Below are 18,964 nucleotides of genomic sequence, written 5' to 3'. Positions count from 1 at the left end.
CCGCTATATCCCCGGGAGAATCAAGGAATGTTGCAACTGTTAAGGCAATCTTAATATGCTGAGGTTGACCGTTTAATAAAAGTTATCAATTTTATCTCAAAAAAGATAAATAGACGCCCCTCAAACTTCGTCGTAAAGAAATCGTTCTTAACCCATGCTCGTTTCTAACGAGCGTGGAAATGGCCTTTCGTATTTTACGAATATTAATGGCGATTAAATCGCTTTTTTATTGATGCGCTCGTTTGAAACGAGCGCAAGCAGAAAAGTTTTCTAAAAAGGAAAGGCTTCCCGGTTTAACCAGAAAGCCTTTCTTTGCATTATGTTTTTATTTACCAGAAGATAGAATAAAGCGCTACCAGAATACCGCAAACCAATAAGGATCCTACGGCAAAACTAGGGTGAACTTTAAACATACTGGAATCAATTTCTAAACCATTTGATTTATCGCCTTTACTATTTTCGATCATGCTAATCGCAAACATCACCACGATACAAATAACGAAAACAAAGCCCATTCTATCTAAGAAAGGGATTTCGTAAATGCCTTCAGCATTTGCTACTGAGAAACCGAAATCGTGTAAGAATGATAAATCCATCATTCCAGGTAAAAATTTCAGTAAAACTGATAAACCAAAGCCACCAATGGTAGCAAATAACGCTGCATTTGAAGTGGTTTTTTTCCAGAAGAAACCTAAAATGAACATAGCAAAAATACCCGGACTTACAAATCCTGTGTACTCCTGAATAAATTCAAATCCACCTTTTTTATCAATACCTAAGAATGGAGAAATTGCGATTGCAATGGCCATGGCTACAATAACTACCAATCTGCCAGTTCTTACCAAACTTTTCTCAGAAGCTTCTTTTCTGATGTGTTTCTTGAAAATATCTAAAGTGTAAATGGTTGAGATACTATTTATTTTACCAGCAAGAGAGGCTACAATTGCTGCGGTTAGTGCAGCGAATGATAAACCTTTTAATCCGGTAGGTAAAATATTTAATAAGGTTGGGTAGGCACGATCCGGACGAAGTTCGCCCCCCGGCATCATTGAATTTACATCAATACCCGTTTTTTCCTGATATAACATATAAACGGCAATACCCGGCAAAACAACAATTAGAGGCATTAAAAGCTTCAAAAATGCTGCAAATAAAATACCTGCTCGTGCAGTTTTTAAATCAGCACCTAGAGCACGCTGCGTAATGTACTGATTACATCCCCAATAATTTAAGTTCACAATCCACATACCACCTAATAAAACCGTCATACCCGGAAGAGAAGCATAATTGGCGCTGTCCTTTTTGAAAATCATATGAAAATGGTCTGGAGCTTTTTCTCTCAAAAATGCTAAACCATCCAAAACACCGTCTCCGCCAAAGTGATCACTCACTAAATTAAGTGCGAGATAAGTTGTGGCTAAACCTCCAAAAATTAAGAAAGCAACCTGGATAACATCCGTATAGCCAATAACTTTCATTCCGCCCAGGGCAATAATAACTGCGAAAACGGCTAAACCAATCATACAATACCAGAAACCGATACCTGATATGCTACTTACGGCCAAGGCACCTAAATAAAGTATCGAGGTTAGGTTAACCACTACATATAATAATAACCAAAACACGGCCATAATCATGGCAACTGTACCATTATACCGCTGACTCAAAAATTGAGGCATGGTATAGATTTTGTTTTTGAGGTAAACGGGAATAAAAAATGTAGCCACAATAACCAGTGTTGCAGCTGCCATCCATTCGTAAGTAGAAATGGCTAATCCCATTTTAAATCCATCGCCACTCATGGCTACAAACTGCTCAGCGCTAATGTTCGAGGCAATTAATGATGTACCTATGGCCCACCAGGTCAGTGATCCTTCAGCAAGGAAGTAATCCTTACTGCTCATTTGCGCTTGCTTTTTACGGTGGTAAATCCAGAAACCATATATTGCCACAACAGCAAAATAGGCTAGAAAAATAATGTAATCTGTTACTTTCATTTAAGTAAGTTATTTGGTTTAGAAGGCTAAATGTAGTGAAATCATAAATTAAATTTTAATTTTTTTAACTTAAAAATGTTAAAACGACATTTATTATTTTTCTATGCTGCCAATTAGATATATCTGTTGATCAAATTCTCCAGATATTCCTGTTTTCCACTTCTCATTTCAGGTTCCCCGTTTTCGGCGGCGAAGTTTCTCAGGTCTTCTAAACTTAAGTTGCCTTGCTCAAATTCTGCTCCTTTTCCACTGTCAAAGGATGCGTAACGATCTGCTCTGATTTTTTTGTAATCTGACTGTTGAAGAATGGCGTCTGCGGTGATCAAAGCCCTGGCGAAAATATCCATGCCGCCAATGTGCGCATAAAATAAATCTGCAGGATCGGTGGAGTTCCTGCGAATTTTTGCATCGAAGTTTACACCGCCGCCCTGTAAGCCGCCGCCTTCCAAAATAATCAGCATGGACTCTGTTAATTCATTGATATCATTTGGAAACTGATCAGTATCCCATCCATTTTGGTAATCTCCACGATTGGCATCGATGGAACCCAGCAGTCCGTTATCAACTGCAACCTGTAGTTCATGTTGAAAGGTATGGCCAGCTAAAGTAGCATGGTTAACCTCCAGGTTAAGTTTGAAATCATTTAATAAATCGTACTGCTGTAAAAATCCTTTTACCGTAGCCGCATCATAATCGTATTGATGTTTAGAGGGTTCACATGGTTTAGGCTCAATAAAAAAAGTACCTTTAAACCCTTGCTGGCGGCCATAATCTTTTGCCGTATGTAAAAACTTAGCCAAATGTTCCTGTTCACGTTTCATATTGGTATTCAGCAAACTCATATAACCTTCTCTGCCTCCCCAGAAAACGTAATTTTCGCCGCCAAGAGCAATAGTGGCATCCAGCGCCGCTTTCACCTGTGCAGCTCCATGTGCCAGTACATGAAAATCGGGATTGGTTGAAGCACCGTTCATGTAACGTTTGTGACTGAATAAATTTGCAGTTCCCCAAAGTAACTTTACGCCGCTATCAGCTTGTTTTTGTTTAGCATATTCTACCAAACTCTGTAATCTACGTTCGTTTTCAGCTACATTATCACAATAATCAACAACATCAACATCGTGAAAACAGTAGTAAGGCAATTGCATTTTTGTAATAAACTCAAAAGCAGCATCCATTTTAGCTTTTGCCCTTTCGATCACATCATTTTTTTCATCCCAGGGAAAAATGTGCGTGGCACCACCGAAAGGATCAGCACCGTTTCCATTAAAAGAATGCCAATAAGCGCATGCAAATTTGAAATGCTCATTCATGGTTTTACCTGCAACTATCTTATTCGCATCATACCATCTAAAGGCTAATGGATTATTACTTTCTAACCCTTCGAATTGAATTTGGTTTATCCCTTTGAAAAATTCTTTTGCTCCTGTTACTACTTTTGTCATTGTATATTTTTTTGTGGTTCTATTTTAAAGTTTTCATTAGTAATGATTTCCATTTCTGGTAGATTGGTTCATAATCTGCAGAATTTTTTGGATCAAGTGTGGCGACTACCTCGTGATGCGTAAATGCGTCTTCCGCAGTGTTGAAAATGCCTGCACCAATGCCCGCTCCTAATGCTGCGCCAACACTACCATCATTTTCGTAAAGTTCTACCCGAACGCCGGTAACATCAACAAAGGTTTGCGCAAAAACCTCGCTAAGAAAAAGATTGGCCCTACCTGCCCGGATTACTTTCGGCTCCATTCCAATTTCACACATAATATCAATACCATACCTGAATGAGAATGCTATGCCCTCCTGAACGGCTCTAAAAATTTCTGCCTGACTGTGAATATTTAAATCGATACCTAAAAACTGGGCGCCTGTATACTGATTATTGAGCATTCGTTCTGCTCCATTTCCAAATGGCAATACGTTTAATCCTTTGCTACCAATAGGAGCTTTTGCTGCTAAAGTATTTAGCTCTTGATAATTTAAATGAGGTGCAAAGGTGTTTTTCGCCCAACGGTACATACTGCCGGTGCCATTAATGCAAAGTAATACACCAGTATTTTTTTCTTCGGGAGAATAGGTTACATGCGCAAAAGTATTCACACGCGACTGCGGGTCGTAACTTAGGCTATTGCTCACGCCGTAAATGACGCCTGAAGTCCCTGCCGTTGCAGCAACTTCACCTGGCTTCATTACATTTAGTGAGAGAGCGTTGTTAGGTTGATCTCCAGATTTATATGCCACCGGGATTCTTGCGGTCAAGCCTAAAAATAGGGCTATCTCCTCCGTTAGTACGCCATGTGAGGAGAATAATTCATTTATTTCAGGAATAAAATTATAATCTAAACCGTAATAATCCATTACAGCTTTCGAAATTTTGTCTTGTTGGAAATCCCAGAAAATACCCTCAGATAATGCCGAAATACTTGTGGTAATATTTCCGGTTAATTTCATTGAAATGAAATCTCCGGGAAGCATGATTTTATCTATTTTTTGATAAATATGAGGTTCGTTTTCTTTGATCCAAGCCAGTTTTGATGCGGTAAAATTGCCAGGAGAGTTGAGCAAGCTGCTTAATGCATTTTGGTGGCCAATCTGATCAAAAGCTTTTTCACCTATTTCTACGGCCCTGCTATCACACCAAATGATGCTATCACGCAATACATCTTGATTTTCATCAACCACAACTAAACCATGCATTTGATAAGCAATGCCTATAGCTGCAATATTTTTCGGGTTAAATAAATTTGTAGCATTTAGCTTAAGAATAGCCTGCTTTGTATTTTCCCACCAATCTGCAGGAGATTGTTCTGCCCAGCCAGGCTGAACAGATTTAATTTCTGTTTCGTCTTCGGGATATTGAACGGTTGCAATACTTTTTTGGGTTTCTACATCAACAACTGCAACTTTAATTGATGATGTGCCTATATCAATACCTAATAAATACATTTGGATGGTTTAGTGTATTTGGTTATGCAAACGGTTGCATAAATATAGGTCTTAAATTTAAATGCGCAAATTTTTGTCTGACAACATAAAGGTTGTAATGGAGTTAAATGCTTCCAAATTCAAGTCAACTTTGCTTAAGAATACAATTTATTCCGGATAACAATTGAAGCATAATTGATACTTTAGCGATATTAAAATCAAAATAAGAAATAATGGAAGTAATTACATGGGATGATTTTGAGAAGGTAGAGTTGCGTGTTGGAACAATTATAGAAGCCTTCGAGTTTCCGGAGGCCAGAAGGCCGGCGTATAAGTTAAAGGTTGATTTCGGGACTTTTGGAATTAAAACGAGTAGTGCTCAAATTACCAAACACTATACGATCGAGGAATTGCCGGGAAAACAAATTGTAGGGGTAATTAACTTTCCGAAGAAACAAATTGGTAAGTTTATGTCAGAGTTTTTGGTAACGGGTTTCGCTGATGAAAATGGCGATATCATTCTGACGGCTGTAGATAAAAAAACGCCCAACGGAAGTAAACTGGTTTAGATTGACACTAGGTATCAGCGCTGTAGCGAGGAACTGGTTTCTTGCTGATCCTTTGTTTTTAGCCCTGTTTGAAATGGCAGCCCCCGACTTCTCGGGGCTATAATGTAAAGCAGGAGGGCATTTTCCGATAAGCAGTAGCGCTCCGCTTCCTCATTTATTTTTAAACAAATTCAATATGCATGCGGCGCATTAATCTGCAGCAAAACCATTTTATTTGCTTGGATTAAACAGTAGTGCTTTCAGGCCTTTCGTTATCTTTGCACTATGAGTTTTTATAATTTCGAAAATACCAACCCTGAGGAAGAAGATATTCACTACATGAAACTGGCTTTGGAAGAAGCTAGGAAAGCACTAAGTGAAGATGAAATTCCGATTGGTGCAATTGTGGTGAGCAAAAACCGTATTGTTGGGAGAGGTTATAATTTAACCGAAAAATTTAACGATGTAACAGCACATGCCGAAATGCAGGCATTTACATCTGCCGCCCAAACTATTGGTGGGAAATATTTAAGAGATTGTACGTTATATGTTACCATTGAGCCTTGCGTAATGTGTGCCGGGGCCAGTTACTGGACGCAAATAAGCCGAATTGTTTATGGCGCCAGGGAAGAGAAACGTGGATTTATTTCGAAAAATGCAAACTTATTGCACCCAAAAACCGAGCTTAAGGGTGGCGTTTTAGCGGAAGAATCTGCCTTACTTATGAAAAATTTCTTTGCAAAGAAAAGATAGCCTAAAATGGCTTATAGCTATCCGACCTGATTTTAATTTTTCGCTGTTCCAATTTTTTATTGATCGCAAAGATTGAAACTTTTCATGAAAAAAGATTTGATGATAATTACATGAACAAATCTTAACCTACGAATGTTATATTTGCTATTAGAAACATTTTAAAATCTAAAAACATAATACTATGGCTTTTGAATTACCTGCGTTACCGTACGCAACCGATGCATTAGAACCGCATATTGATAAAACTACCATGGAAATCCACCATGATAAACACCATCAAGCTTACGTTACTAACTTAAATAAAGCTGTTGAAGGTAAGCCTGAAGCAAGTTTAAGCATCGAAGAAATTGTAAAAAACATTTCTAAATATCCTGCTGCTGTAAGAAACAATGGCGGAGGTCACTATAATCACTCTTTGTTCTGGAAAGTTTTAGGTCCAAACAAAGGTGGCGAGCCTACTGGCGATTTAGCAAAGGCGATTAATGAGGCTTTTGGTTCATTTGCTGAGTTAAAAACTAAATTACAAGATGCTGGTGCAACGCGTTTTGGTTCGGGTTGGGCATGGTTATCTGTTGGCGCTGATAAAAAACTTCAGGTTTCGTCTACTCCAAACCAGGATAACCCTTTGATGGATGTTGCAGAAGTAAAAGGTACCCCAATTTTTGGTATCGATGTTTGGGAGCATGCTTATTACTTAAAGTATCAAAACAAACGTCCTGATTATCTGGCGGCTATCTGGAATGCAGTAAACTGGGATGCAGTTGCAGAACTTTATAAAAAAGCTTTGTAAGCAATCCTTTTTATAAAATTTAGAAAGTCTCGGTGAAAATCGGGACTTTCTTGTTTTAAGATAATTAAGTAACTTCGCAACTATTAAAATGTTCAAAATGAAGCGGATTATATTTTTATTTTTAATGGTGTTTGGTTTAATTAACCTGGTAAATGCTCAGCAAAACAAAATGCCGACACCAGATGAGATTGCGAAGAAAAATGTAGAGGATCTGGATAAACGTTTGAAGCTAAATGATACGCAGAAAAGTGTAATCTATCGTTTCACTTTTAATCAGGCTAAAGAACAGGCAGATTTAATAAAAAGGCAACAAGCAGGTAATTCTCGGGAAGAGGATGTAGATAAATTTTATAAACTTCAGAACGAAACCTCTAAAAATATCCGCAACGTATTAAAAGGTGAACAACAAACCGAATACGATAGAGTAATTGAAGAGCGCCTAAGCGGAAAATCGAATAAAGACAAAAAGAAAAAGAAGAAAAAAGGTGAAGAAGAAGAAGTTGAGAGTGATATCAAAGGCTTGCTTTCCGCACCTCCGCTAGATCCTCAAAAACAATAAGACACTACTATGCCAGAGATTATCCTCGGTACGGTTATTATGGGCTTATTACTTTCACCTCAGTTACTGGCTGGTTTTTTAGCTAAACGCACTGGCAGAAATTTCTGGTTCTGGTTTCTGATTTCTTTTTTAATTCCAATTATTTCTTTGGTGATCCTCATTTTTTTAGAGGATAAAAACCCGAAAACAGCTGCTTATCAGTTGGCTGATCACGTAGATAAGAAATAGAAGATAAACGATCTTAGTTGTTAGATACCAACAATGTCTTTCTTTTTTTTCTGCTTCATTGTTTTCGGGATGATGGCTAAAATTTCTTCTTTTAAAGCATTTAACATTCTTTTTTTGATGAAATTTTTATGTGTTACCAGGCTAATTTCCCTCACCGGTTCAGGAGATTTAAAGTGACGGATTTTGTTGGTTTGTTTAGCATTTAATTCTGCAATAGCCAGCTCGGGTAATAAAGTAGCTCCACCGTTTAAATCAACCATCCTCACTAAGGTTTCTACACTTCCGGTATTATACTCTAAGCCCTGCAATCTGTTATTTTTAGTCGAACGGCAGATATTAAGAACCTGATTTCGCATGCAGTGCCCTTCGTTTAACAGCCAAATATTTTCATCGTTTAAATCCTCAGCATCAACTGCTTTCTTTTTATAAAGCTTGCTATTTTTGCTGATATAACTTACAAAATTTTCGTAGTATAATGGCGTTTCTGAAATGTTAGCATCCGTTAATGGAGTAGCTAAAATACCACAATCCAACACGCCGGTTTTTAAATGATGAATAATATCTTCAGTAGTGTATTCCCAAATCAGCAGTTTGAGTTCGGGATATTTTTCCAACATGGCCGAAATCACCTGTGGCAATAAATAAGGGGCTACCGTTGGGATTACACCAATTCTAAGTTCACCCAATACATCCTGCTGCTGGCTACTAATGAGTTCCTTTACCTTCCCGCTTTCTTGTAAAATAATTCTCGCCTGAGCAATAATTTGAGAACCGATCTCTGTTGGTGATACAGGCTGTTTGCTCCTGTCGAAAATTTTAACGCTCAGTAATTCTTCCAGTTTCTGAACCTGCATACTCAAGGTAGGCTGTGTAACGAAACATTTTTCGGCAGCGGTAACAAAACTTCTGTAAGTATCTACGGCAACAATATATTCGAGTTGAACTAATGTCATATAGTTAAAATTGATTTATCTTTTCAAATATATCAATTTTAACTATCACATTTTAATATCTGCTTTGAAAATCCTGATAGGCTAATTCAATACCTTCTTTTAACTCAATTTTATGTTTCCAGCCCAGGTTGTGCAGCTTGGTTACATCCATTAATTTTCGAGGTGTACCGTCGGGTTTTGTCGTGTCGAAAACGAGTTCACCTTCAAATCCTAATACCTCTTTTATCAATAAAGCCAAATCTTTTATGGTCAGGTCGTGTCCGGTACCAATGTTAATTAGGTTTGGCTCATTATAGTTTTGCATCAGGAAATAACAGGCATCAGCCAAATCATCAGCAAATAGAAACTCACGAAGTGGAGTTCCGGAACCCCAAACGGTTACGTGTTTTTCATCGTTTACTTTAGCTTCATGGATTTTTCTGATCAGTGCCGGTAAAACATGAGAGTTTTGCGGATGATAATTATCGTTATAACCATAAAGATTTGTCGGCATTACCGAAACGAAATTACATCCATATTGATCGCGGTAGGCATCACACATTTTAATACCAGCAATTTTGGCAATGGCATAAGGCTCATTGGTATGCTCTAAAACTCCAGTAAGCAGATAATCTTCTTTTAAAGGCTGTGGAGCTAACTTCGGATAGATGCAGCTTGATCCTAAAAACATCAATTTTTTAACCCCTGTTAAATAAGATTGATGAATGACATTGTTTTGAATGGCAAGGTTTTCATAAAGGAAATCGGCTCTGTAGGTATTGTTGGCGACAATACCACCAACTTTTGCAGCTGCAAGAAAAACATATTCCGGGCGTTCTTGTGCAAAAAAATCGGCAACAGCTTGTTGATTTCTTAAATCTAGTTCCTCGGATGTTTTGGTTAATAAATTCTCGAACCCTTCTTTTTGAAGCTTACGATAAATTGCTGACCCAACCATGCCACGATGACCTGCAATATAAATTTTGGCACTTTTTTCCAATGTGATGTTTCTTTAAATCGATTGCAAAAATACAATTGATAAACTAAAAACTGGCAAGATAAGCATGCAAAAACCTGTTTTCATAATTGATTTAATTGTAAATTTGCCGAAAAAAAACTTTTGGGTAAAGATAAACTTAGACGTTTCGCCGAGATAGAGACCTTTGCAAACGTATATCAATTAGATCAGGGGAAAACCCTAAAGGGTAAATGGGCTGCTGAACATTTTAAAAATTCAAATCCGGTTGTGTTGGAGTTGGCTTGTGGAAAAGGTGAATATACGGTGAACCTGGCCACATTGTTCCCCGATAAAAATTTTATTGGTGTTGATTACAAAGGAAACAGAATTTGGCGTGGGGCAAAAACAGCCATTGAAGATGGGATTGATAATGTGGCCTTTTTAAGAATTCAGATCGAAAACCTATTGGATTATTTTGCTGAAGGCGAAATAGATGAAATCTGGATTACCTTTCCAGATCCTCAGCCACAAGACAGCAGAGAAAAAAAACGCCTTACCTTTCCAGTATTTTTAGAACGCTATAAAACGGTATTGAAGCCTGGCGGAAAGGTAAACCTTAAAACAGATAATGATCAGCTTTATGCCTATACTTGTGAAAAAGTAGAAGCGCTTGGTTTAAAAGTTCATAAAAATACAGATCATTTATATACTTCGGATTTAGTTGATGATGTGTTATCGATTAAGACCTATTACGAAAAGAAATACTTGCTTCACGATAAAAACATCAATTACATTCAATTTTCGTTTGAATAAAGATGAATACAAACTTTTACGAACAGGTTTATGAGGTTGCCCGCTTAATTCCGAAAGGAAGAGTAACCTCCTACGGTGCCATCGCTAAAAGTTTAGGAGCAGCCAAATCATCAAGAATGGTAGGGCATGCAATGGCTTATGCAGGAACGGCCCATCCGAAAGTGCCTGCGCACCGGGTGGTAAACAGTAGCGGTTTGCTTACGGGAAAATTTCATTTTGAAACACCAGAAACGATGGTTGAACTTTTGTTCAAAGAAGGCGTTGAGGTTAAAAATGATAAGGTCGTCAATTTTAAAAAGGTATTCTGGAATCCAATGGAAGAAATTAATTTTGAGGATTAGTATTATAGAATTTTCGGGGTTAACGCCAACTCATTCACTCATTCAAAAATCATTCACTCAATAATTAATATGGGAAAACTAGTAGAAGAATTTAATAGCTATCGCGAAAAAATGAACGATAGAATCATGGAAACTGCAAATACCAACATCAAACGTTTTTTTGCGCTTGACACCACTTCTTATGCCGATGGTGCCCTGGATGTAAAAACAAAGGAAATGCTAGGATTGGTGGCTTCAATGGTTTTACGTTGCGATGATTGCATTAAGTATCATTTGGGTAAATGCCACGATGCAGGCGTAAACAGCGATGAAATGAATGAAATTTTTATGATTGCAAATTTGGTTGGAGGAAGTATTGTCATTCCGCACTATAGAAGAGCGTTAGAGTATTGGGATGAGCTGTTGTTGAGTCCAAAGTCTTAAGTCAGAAGTCATGAGTCTGTGATCGAATCTTATATTCGTTTTAAAATTATTTCGCATGGGAAAGTTCAGAGAATTGATTGCATATAAGAAAGGGTTTTCTTTATTGATGGAAATCCATAACCTAACAAAAGATTTTCCAAAAATAGAGCAGTATAGTTTGGTGGATCAGATTCGAAGGTCCTCAAGATCAGTTTGTAGTAGTATTGGAGAAGCATATAAAAAGAGAAGATACCCAAATCATTTTATCAGCAAATTAACTGATGCAGATATGGAAAATGGAGAAACGCAGGTTTGGTTAGATGTAGCACTTGCATGTGCATATATTTCAAACGATACATATAACTCACTAGATGCTAAGTGTGAAGAAATAAGCAAATTATTAAACTTCATGATTCATAACCCAGCTAAATTTGCATAAGGTGACTCAAGACTTTGGACTTACGACTCATGACTCAATTCGTTGCTCCTGGGCTGGATCCGATCCGCTCTACATCAAATACCATGATGAAGAATGGGGAAAGCCTGTTTATGATGATAAGACCTTCTTTGAGTTTTTGATTTTGGAAGGTGCACAGGCGGGTTTAAGCTGGATAACCATCCTTCGCAGAAGAGAGAGTTACAGGAAGGCTTTCGCAAACTTTGTGGTAGAGAAGGTAGCTGCTTTTGATGATCAAGATTTTGATCGGTTAATGAACGATGGAGGAATTATCCGGAATCGTTTAAAAATAAATGGCGCCATTACCAATGCTAAATTATTCATCGAAATTCAAAAAGAGTTTGGAAGTTTTTCAAAGTACATTTGGAATTTTATGCCCAATGGGAAACCCATCGCAAATAAAATTGAGAGAATGAGTAATGTTCCGGCCCGAACAGCATTATCAGATCAAATTAGCAAAGACATGAAAAAGCGGGGGTTTAAATTTTTTGGTACTACAATTTGTTATGCCTTTATGCAGGCTACAGGAATGGTAAATGACCACCTAATGACCTGTTGTGCCAGATAATCAAAAAGTGATTTTGTAATGAACAACCTTCTGAAGATTGATTTTAAAAAATCCTAGTTTATTTTTTTGTTGCATTATATTCCTTTACCCACTCAATCACCTCGCGGCTGTTAAAATCGGTACTGCTCTCAACTTTTGCTTTCAAACCAGCATTGTCTCCCAGTTTTTGAAGCAATATGCTTTTTACATTTGCTTTTTTATCCTCATCAGTTATGGCTTTCATAGGTACTTCCTGTAATGGTCCGGCGCCAGGTTTTTCAATAAAATAACGAATTACAGGTGCCCCGGCAGGGCGTTCAGGTGCTGTGCTTCTACCACCTCCAATACTAATTCCGCCGCCCATTCCCATGCCGCCAAAACCGCCAGTTCCGGTGCCAATGCCCACAGATGGCCTGAACTTCACCTTTTTTTCCTTAACTGCGGGAACCAACGTTCCGCCACCAAAAGAATAAAGATTTACGGTTCCCATCTCGATCAGCTTTACAAAACGGTATTCGAAATTTTTTCCGTTTGCGAATCCTTTGCTCACAAAACTGTTTCCATTCCAGAAGAAGTTTTTCACATCTTTTGCAGGAAGAATCACATCCGCTTCGTCATTTGCGCTGATGTAAACCGAAAAATAATCGGTGCCCTTTACAGTTCCGCGAATTACATCATCATTATTTTTAACAATAAAATCCTGGGTAAAACCCGAATTAGCGAACAGAAAAAGTATGAATGTTAAAAATCGAAATTTCATATCAATAAGGCTTAATACAAATAACGCAACAAATTTTTAAATCTTGCGAGTTCAAATTAATTTTGATATTTCCAACTTCTAAACCAGAATGGTTTTGCTGAAATTTTAAAAGATCTGATTTCATTTTGTCATCAGCGGATTGCAACGGGCGAAGTAAGCAGAAAATAATGATGTGAAACGTTTCATTGGGCGTTTTAGTTTAACGATGAAATACCAGAATGCAATAATTTAATTTTAGCTTTTTTGTTGAAAAAGCAATTTAACCTTATCGCTAACTTTAGCTACTTTTATCACATGAATAAAAAACTCTTTCTTCTAGATGGAATGGCGCTCATGTACCGGGCACACTTCGCATTAAGTAAAAATCCTCGTTTTACTTCAACAGGGATTAATACATCGGCAGTAATGGGCTTTACCAATACTTTGCTCGATGTGCTGAAGAAAGAAAAACCCTCGCATATTGCTGTCGTTTTTGATACTGAAGCACCCACTGAAAGGCATACTTCTTTCGAAGCATACAAAGCACATAGACAGGCGATGCCTGAAGATTTGGCTGCTGCGATGCCCTATGTAATTAAGTTAATCACTGGATTTAATATTCCGGTAATCACTTCAGATGGTTACGAAGCAGACGATATCATTGGTACGCTTGCAAAAAAAGCAGAGGCGAAAGGTTTTCAGGTTTATTGCATGACTCCCGATAAGGATTTTGCCCAATTGGTTTCTGAAAATATTTTTATTTATAAGCCAGCCCGAATGGGTAACGATATGGAAATTTTGGGAGTGAAGGAGGTGCTGGCAAAATGGGAAATTGAAAACGTATTACAGGTTATCGATATTTTAGGTTTATGGGGTGATGCGGTGGATAACATTCCTGGAATTCCGGGGATTGGTGAAAAAACGGCAAAAGCCTTAATTAAACAATACGGTTCGATGGAGAATATCATTGCGCATTCTCATGAACTTAAAGGAAAACAGCGAGAAAATGTAGAGAATTTTGCTGAGCAGGGATTAATTTCAAAAAAGCTTGCAACCATTTTATTGGATGTTCCCGTAGAACTCGATGAAGCAAGTTTGGAACTTTGCGATCCAAGTCGTGATTTGTTAGAACCGCTTTTTACGGAGCTGGAGTTTAGAACACTAGGGCGCCGGGTTTTTGGTGATGAGTTTTCGGTTACCACAGCACGATTTGGAGAAGGAACACAAACTGATCTTTTTGGAAATCAGTCTGGCGAAACCATTCAGTATACCAACACTTTAGAAGAAGAGCCTGCAGAAAAATTACCTGCCAAAACAATAGAAAATACAGCGCATGATTATGTTTTAGTAGAAACCGCAGAGCAGCGTGCTGATTTAATAAAACTGTTGCTTACGCAGGAAAAAATATCATTTGATACAGAAACTACGGGAACTGATGCGAATATGGCAGATTTAGTTGGGCTATCGTTTTCAATAAAGCCAGGAACCGGCTATTATATTCCTGTCTCAGCAGTCCGAGAAGAAGCTCAGGCTATTGTAGATGAATTCCGGGTTGTACTTGAAAATGAAAAAATCGAAAAGATTGGTCAGAATACCAAGTACGATATTTTAGTATTGAAATGGTATGGTGTGCAGGTAAAAGGCAAACTTTTCGATACCATGCTAGCACATTATCTGATCGATCCTGATACCCGCCATGGCATGGATGTGCTCTCAGAAAACTATCTGGGTTATTCACCAATATCAATTACCAAACTAATCGGGGCAAAAGGTAAAAATCAATTGACTATGCGTGATGTTCCTGTAATTGATGTAGTTGATTACGCCGCCGAAGATGCGGATGTAACCTTGCAATTGGCTCATGTCTTTGAACCAAAATTAAAGGAGTTGAATGCTGCTAAATTAGCTGATGAGATTGAAAACCCATTGGTTTATGTTTTGGCCGACATTGAAAAAGAAGGTGTTCGTATCGATATTGAAACATTAAAAGCTTATTCGAAGGAGCTGGAAACTGATATTATTAAGTTTGAACAGAATGTTTATGATAAGGCTGGAATCAAATTTAATTTGGCATCGCCGAAACAATTAGGTGAAGTTTTATTTGATAAACTTCAGCTCGATCCAAAAGCAAAGAAAACCAAAACCGGACAGTACCAAACCGGGGAGGATGTATTAATGGCTTTGGCCAGCAAAAGTGATATCGTTCAGGATATTTTGGATTTTCGCCAGTTGCAGAAACTCAAATCGACTTATGTTGATGCTTTACCATTGATGGTAAACCCTAAAACTGGTCGTGTTCATACTTCCTATAATCAAGCTGTTGCTGCTACGGGTCGGTTAAGTTCAAATAATCCCAATTTGCAAAATATTCCAATCCGTACTGAGCGTGGAAGGGAAGTGCGTAAAGCCTTTATTGCCAGAGACGAAAATCATATTTTGTTATCGGCCGATTATTCGCAAATTGAGCTGAGGATTATCGCAGAGATTAGCAAAGAAGAAAATATGCTGGATGCCTTTAGTAAAAACATTGATATCCACACCGCTACCGCTGCAAAGGTATATGGCATCGCTATTGAAGATGTAGATAGCACACAACGTAGAAACGCAAAAGCCGTAAACTTCGGGATCATCTATGGTCAATCTGCATTCGGGTTATCTCAAAATTTGGGCATTCCACGTAAAGAAGCGGCAGAAATTATTGAACAATATTTCGCTCAGTATCCAGGCATTAAGCGTTATATGAGTGATACAATGAATTTCGCCCGTGAAAATGGATTTGTAGAAACGATTATGGGTAGAAGACGCTATTTAAGAGATATCAATTCGGCCAATCAAACTGTTCGTGGTTTTGCGGAACGAAATGCCATCAATGCACCCATTCAGGGTTCAGCTGCCGATATGATTAAGATAGCAATGATTAATATTCACAGAGAAATGAAAGCACAAAACTTACAATCAACAATGACCATGCAAGTACATGATGAGTTGGTTTTTGATGTGGTAAAATCAGAAAAAGAAGTTATGAAAGCAATCATTCAAGATAAAATGGCCAATGCAATTAAATTAACCGTTCCAATTGTTGTTGAAATTGGTGAGGGAGAAAATTGGCTGGCAGCACATTAAAAATAAATTTATTCCTATCTTCATTAAAACTTCATCCCGATTAATCAATTTTATATTAACAAATTAAAAACGAGTATGAAAAAGTTATTGAGTTTAATCGCAATCGCAGCATTTGGTTTAACCACAGCATTTGCACAAACACCAGCAACAACAGCACAGGCTAAACAAGTTGTTAAAAAGGAAGTGAAAACAACTACTGCGCCGGTAAAAGCAAGTGCAAAACAAGAAGCAAAGAAAGTTGAAACAAAAACAACTACAACGGCTGCAAAACTGAAAGCAGATGGCACGCCAGATATGCGTTTCAAAGAAAATAAAACAAAAGCAGTAACCAAGGTTGTAGGTCCTACTAAAAAAGATGGAACAGCTGATATGCGTTACAAAGCAAACAAAACAGCTGCTAAAAAGAACTAGGTTTAGATTTATAGTTTTGGAAAAGGGGATGATGTGAATCAATCCCCTTTTTTTATTTTATAGTGCTATTGTTTCACCAATTTGAGGGAGCCACAAGGTTTTACTTTCTCGTTTAAACTTTGCCGTAGCATCTTCAGTATCAATACTAATTGGGGGGAAAGTATTGTAATGAACACCAATTATCTGATCACAATCAATATACTTCGAGGCAATAATCGCATCATCAACATCCATGGTGTAATGACCACCAATAGGCAAAATAGCGTAATCCAGGTTGTAAAGTTCTGACAGCAATTTCATTTCAACTGTTAAGGCTGTATCTCCGGCAAAATAAATTTGTTTGCCTGCTAATTCCAATACGAATCCAGCTGGATTTCCACCATAACTGCCATCAGGATTTGAGCTGCTATGCACTGCCCATACAGTACGAAGTTTGCCGAAAGATAATTTTTGCGTTCCAAAGTTGATATCTGTTACTTTATCTACACCTTGTTCTTTAATCCACTTGGCAACCTCTACCATTGCAATCACTTCCGCATTGGTTTGTTTGGCTAACTCAACCAAATCTGCAACATGGTCACCATGGCCATGGCTCACCAAAATATAATCGGCCTCAATTTTAGACGTATCCACATCTTTCGCCAATGGATTTGATTTAATAAATGGATCAAATAGGAGTTTCTTGCCATCAGCCTCAATTAAAAAGCACGATTGGCCATAATAAGTATATTTCATATTAAGTTTTTAAGATTGGATAAACGAATGCGCAAAGAAGGAATGCTTATTGACCAAACATTCCACCTAAACCGCCTAACATATCTTTTGCAGAAGCTTGCATTTCTGTTGAGCTTACTTCTTCAGCATTTGCCAGGGCTTTGTTTATCGCAGTTTGTAATAGTTCTTCCAACTCTTCTTTATCAGCATTTTTAAAAAATTCTTCATCAATTGAAACTCCTGTAATGGCTTTGTTAGCAGTAGCTGTGATCTTGATGGCACCGTTTTCAACCTCGCCAAATACTGAAATGGTATCTAAACGTTTCTTAATCTCTTCAGCTTTTTGCTGTGCCGCGAATAATTTATCGAACATAATTTGTTGTTTTTATTATAAAACGAATTTAGGCTAAATTGTTTTTTACTAAGCTATTTTTATGTAAATCAATATCATTTAAAAGAAGAAAACCTCGAAAATCAAGTCTTCGAGGTTTATCTTTTTAGTCTTCATCGCTTCCCGGCAGGCTTCCATTTCCATGGTAAGCTCCCTTGCGGATAATTGGCATATTTAAATGTTTATACAAATCATCGAGATGCATTAAACTTCCATTGGTTAAGTTACCCAAGAAAATTACGATAATGTTTTTATCTAAATCACGTACGTAAATATGGCGGAAACCATGCCACCAACCCGTATGGTAAACCACTTTATCCATTTTGTCGCCATCAAACATTCTCCAGCCATAACCATAATTAAAATGGCCATTCACAGGTTTGTTGCGGCCTACATAAGATGAATCTGTGCTTTTTTTGGTAAGTAAACGGGCATTTTTTAAATATTTATCGTAAAGTACCAGATCATGAACGGTACTGTAAATTCCTTTATCCCCAACTGGTCCATCCAGAAAATTTTGGGCTACTGAATACCTCCAGGTACGGTCATGGCCAACCACATCAACAGGAATTTTTTCATATTCGGTTGTGCTGTAAACATGAGTATGTTTCATTCCTGCTGGTTTAAAAATATGCTCCATCATGTATTGAGAGAAACGCTGACCTGTTACTTTCTCAATAATGGCGCCCAACACCATGAAGTTCGAGTTATTGTAATGAAAGCGGTTATCTGGTTTTACGTAAGGATTAGGTTTGCGTTCTGCAATTACATTCATTACCTCCTGGTTGCTTACGCCCTTTTTCATATTGCGTTTCTCTTTCCGCCAGATGTCATCAATAAAATAAACATAATTCATCATGCCACTACGGTGTGTTAGCAAAAGTTTCACCGTAATTCCATCATAGGGGAAATTTGGGAAAAATTTCTTCACGTTATCATTTAGCGAAAGCTTGCCTGCTTCTACCAATTGCATAATGGCCGTTCCGGTAAAAGTTTTGGTAATGGATGCCAGTTCAAATTCAGAAGTGATTTTTAAGCTATCGCGATGTAGATAATCGGCCCACCCAATCGCTTTTTCATAAAGAATTTTGCCATCTTTAGCCACGAGCATGTTCCCATTAAATCCGTACTTTTTATGAAGATTTTGAACGAAATCGGCGATCCATTTATCTCCTTTGGCTGGATCATAAGCTATTAAAAGACTATCCGCTTTGTCATCTTCCTTAACACGGATTTTGGCGTCAGCTGCCTTTTGCTCTTCTGCTTTTTTGCTGTTGCAAGCGGTAAAAATGGATACAGAGAGTGCTAATGCTGAACATATAAATCTAAAATTCATTAA

General features: G+C 37.8%; 21 protein-coding genes. 12 read left to right on the top strand and 9 right to left on the bottom strand.

Going from position 1 to position 18,964, the window contains the following annotated elements; translation table 11 throughout:
- Positions 1-329 precede the first annotated feature (329 nt).
- The 3 genes from EA772_RS04795 to EA772_RS04785 form a co-directional block, all read right to left on the bottom strand.
- Positions 330-1,997, bottom strand: a complete 1,668-nt coding sequence (locus EA772_RS04795) for a sodium/sugar symporter (protein WP_010600482.1) — start codon at positions 1,995-1,997, stop codon at positions 330-332.
- Between the two features lie 113 nt (positions 1,998-2,110).
- Positions 2,111-3,442 carry a xylose isomerase gene (gene xylA, locus EA772_RS04790; RefSeq protein WP_124911500.1) on the bottom strand — a complete coding sequence of 444 codons (1,332 nt, stop codon included), beginning with the start codon at positions 3,440-3,442 and terminating at the stop codon, positions 2,111-2,113.
- 19 nt (positions 3,443-3,461) lie between these two features.
- Positions 3,462-4,940 carry a xylulokinase gene (locus EA772_RS04785; RefSeq protein WP_124911498.1) on the bottom strand — a complete coding sequence of 493 codons (1,479 nt, stop codon included), beginning with the start codon at positions 4,938-4,940 and terminating at the stop codon, positions 3,462-3,464.
- A 212-nt stretch (positions 4,941-5,152) separates the two neighbouring features.
- Between EA772_RS04785 and EA772_RS04780 the strand changes: the two genes are divergently transcribed.
- From EA772_RS04780 to EA772_RS04760, 5 genes are all read left to right on the top strand, one after another.
- On the top strand, positions 5,153-5,488 hold the full coding sequence (locus tag EA772_RS04780) for a tRNA-binding protein (protein WP_124911496.1): 336 nt from the start codon (positions 5,153-5,155) through the stop codon (positions 5,486-5,488).
- 264 nt (positions 5,489-5,752) lie between these two features.
- The gene (locus tag EA772_RS04775) at positions 5,753-6,220 is read left to right on the top strand and encodes a nucleoside deaminase (RefSeq protein WP_116168932.1); all 468 of its coding nucleotides are present in this window, start codon (positions 5,753-5,755) and stop codon (positions 6,218-6,220) included.
- A gap of 181 nt (positions 6,221-6,401) precedes the next feature.
- Complete coding sequence (locus tag EA772_RS04770; protein WP_124911494.1) at positions 6,402-7,010, top strand: superoxide dismutase; 609 nt, start codon at positions 6,402-6,404, stop codon at positions 7,008-7,010.
- Positions 7,011-7,107: 97 nt separating this feature from the next.
- Positions 7,108-7,569: a hypothetical protein gene (locus EA772_RS04765; protein WP_010600487.1), complete on the top strand. Its 462-nt coding sequence runs from the start codon at positions 7,108-7,110 to the stop codon at positions 7,567-7,569.
- 9 nt (positions 7,570-7,578) lie between these two features.
- Entirely contained in the window at positions 7,579-7,797 is a 219-nt protein-coding gene (locus EA772_RS04760; protein ID WP_124911492.1) for a hypothetical protein, read from the top strand.
- Positions 7,798-7,817: 20 nt separating this feature from the next.
- Here EA772_RS04760 and EA772_RS04755 read toward each other — a convergent pair whose 3' ends face one another.
- Both EA772_RS04755 and EA772_RS04750 read right to left on the bottom strand, forming a co-directional pair.
- Complete coding sequence (locus EA772_RS04755) at positions 7,818-8,750, bottom strand: hydrogen peroxide-inducible genes activator (RefSeq protein ID WP_116168935.1); 933 nt, start codon at positions 8,748-8,750, stop codon at positions 7,818-7,820.
- 52 nt (positions 8,751-8,802) lie between these two features.
- The gene (locus EA772_RS04750; RefSeq protein ID WP_124911490.1) at positions 8,803-9,729 is read right to left on the bottom strand and encodes a GDP-L-fucose synthase; all 927 of its coding nucleotides are present in this window, start codon (positions 9,727-9,729) and stop codon (positions 8,803-8,805) included.
- Positions 9,730-9,849: 120 nt separating this feature from the next.
- Here EA772_RS04750 and trmB point away from each other — a divergent pair, with 120 nt between their 5' ends.
- The 5 genes from trmB (at position 9,850) to EA772_RS04725 (ending at position 12,268) form a co-directional block, all read left to right on the top strand.
- Positions 9,850-10,500, top strand: a complete 651-nt coding sequence (gene trmB, locus EA772_RS04745; protein WP_116168937.1) for a tRNA (guanosine(46)-N7)-methyltransferase TrmB — start codon at positions 9,850-9,852, stop codon at positions 10,498-10,500.
- 2 nt (positions 10,501-10,502) lie between these two features.
- Positions 10,503-10,841 (top strand): MGMT family protein, encoded by a 339-nt coding sequence (locus EA772_RS04740; protein ID WP_124911488.1) that lies wholly within the window; start codon positions 10,503-10,505, stop codon positions 10,839-10,841.
- Positions 10,842-10,910: 69 nt separating this feature from the next.
- Complete coding sequence (locus EA772_RS04735; protein WP_124911486.1) at positions 10,911-11,264, top strand: carboxymuconolactone decarboxylase family protein; 354 nt, start codon at positions 10,911-10,913, stop codon at positions 11,262-11,264.
- Between the two features lie 55 nt (positions 11,265-11,319).
- Positions 11,320-11,682 carry a four helix bundle protein gene (locus tag EA772_RS04730; RefSeq protein WP_124911484.1) on the top strand — a complete coding sequence of 121 codons (363 nt, stop codon included), beginning with the start codon at positions 11,320-11,322 and terminating at the stop codon, positions 11,680-11,682.
- A complete protein-coding gene (locus tag EA772_RS04725; RefSeq protein ID WP_124911482.1) occupies positions 11,675-12,268 on the top strand; it encodes a DNA-3-methyladenine glycosylase I in 594 nt (197 codons plus the stop codon). The genes EA772_RS04730 and EA772_RS04725 overlap by 8 nt, the downstream gene beginning before the upstream one ends.
- A 58-nt stretch (positions 12,269-12,326) precedes the next feature.
- Here the strand turns inward: EA772_RS04725 and EA772_RS04720 are convergent, their stop codons facing one another.
- Complete coding sequence (locus tag EA772_RS04720; RefSeq protein ID WP_124911480.1) at positions 12,327-13,007, bottom strand: hypothetical protein; 681 nt, start codon at positions 13,005-13,007, stop codon at positions 12,327-12,329.
- Between the two features lie 294 nt (positions 13,008-13,301).
- On the opposite strand from EA772_RS04720, the gene polA reads away from it, so the two are divergent.
- Both polA and EA772_RS04710 read left to right on the top strand, forming a co-directional pair.
- A complete protein-coding gene (polA, locus tag EA772_RS04715) occupies positions 13,302-16,109 on the top strand; it encodes a DNA polymerase I (RefSeq protein WP_124911478.1) in 2,808 nt (935 codons plus the stop codon).
- 75 nt (positions 16,110-16,184) lie between these two features.
- Positions 16,185-16,520: a hypothetical protein gene (locus EA772_RS04710; RefSeq protein WP_124911476.1), complete on the top strand. Its 336-nt coding sequence runs from the start codon at positions 16,185-16,187 to the stop codon at positions 16,518-16,520.
- Positions 16,521-16,577: 57 nt separating this feature from the next.
- Here the strand turns inward: EA772_RS04710 and EA772_RS04705 are convergent, their stop codons facing one another.
- The 3 genes from EA772_RS04705 to EA772_RS04695 form a co-directional block, all read right to left on the bottom strand.
- The gene (locus EA772_RS04705) at positions 16,578-17,255 is read right to left on the bottom strand and encodes a metal-dependent hydrolase (RefSeq protein ID WP_124911474.1); all 678 of its coding nucleotides are present in this window, start codon (positions 17,253-17,255) and stop codon (positions 16,578-16,580) included.
- A 46-nt stretch (positions 17,256-17,301) separates the two neighbouring features.
- Positions 17,302-17,607, bottom strand: coding sequence for a YbaB/EbfC family nucleoid-associated protein (locus EA772_RS04700; protein WP_010600499.1), 306 nt, complete (start codon positions 17,605-17,607; stop codon positions 17,302-17,304).
- A 124-nt stretch (positions 17,608-17,731) separates the two neighbouring features.
- Positions 17,732-18,961, bottom strand: coding sequence for a serine hydrolase (locus EA772_RS04695; RefSeq protein WP_124911472.1), 1,230 nt, complete (start codon positions 18,959-18,961; stop codon positions 17,732-17,734).
- Positions 18,962-18,964 lie beyond the last annotated feature (3 nt).

The sequence above is a fragment of the Pedobacter sp. G11 genome (assembly GCF_003860265.1).
GTDB classification, from domain to species: domain Bacteria; phylum Bacteroidota; class Bacteroidia; order Sphingobacteriales; family Sphingobacteriaceae; genus Pedobacter; species Pedobacter agri.
The sequence above is the reverse complement of the archived record's forward strand: the minus strand, read 5'-3'. Positions and strand labels throughout refer to the sequence as shown.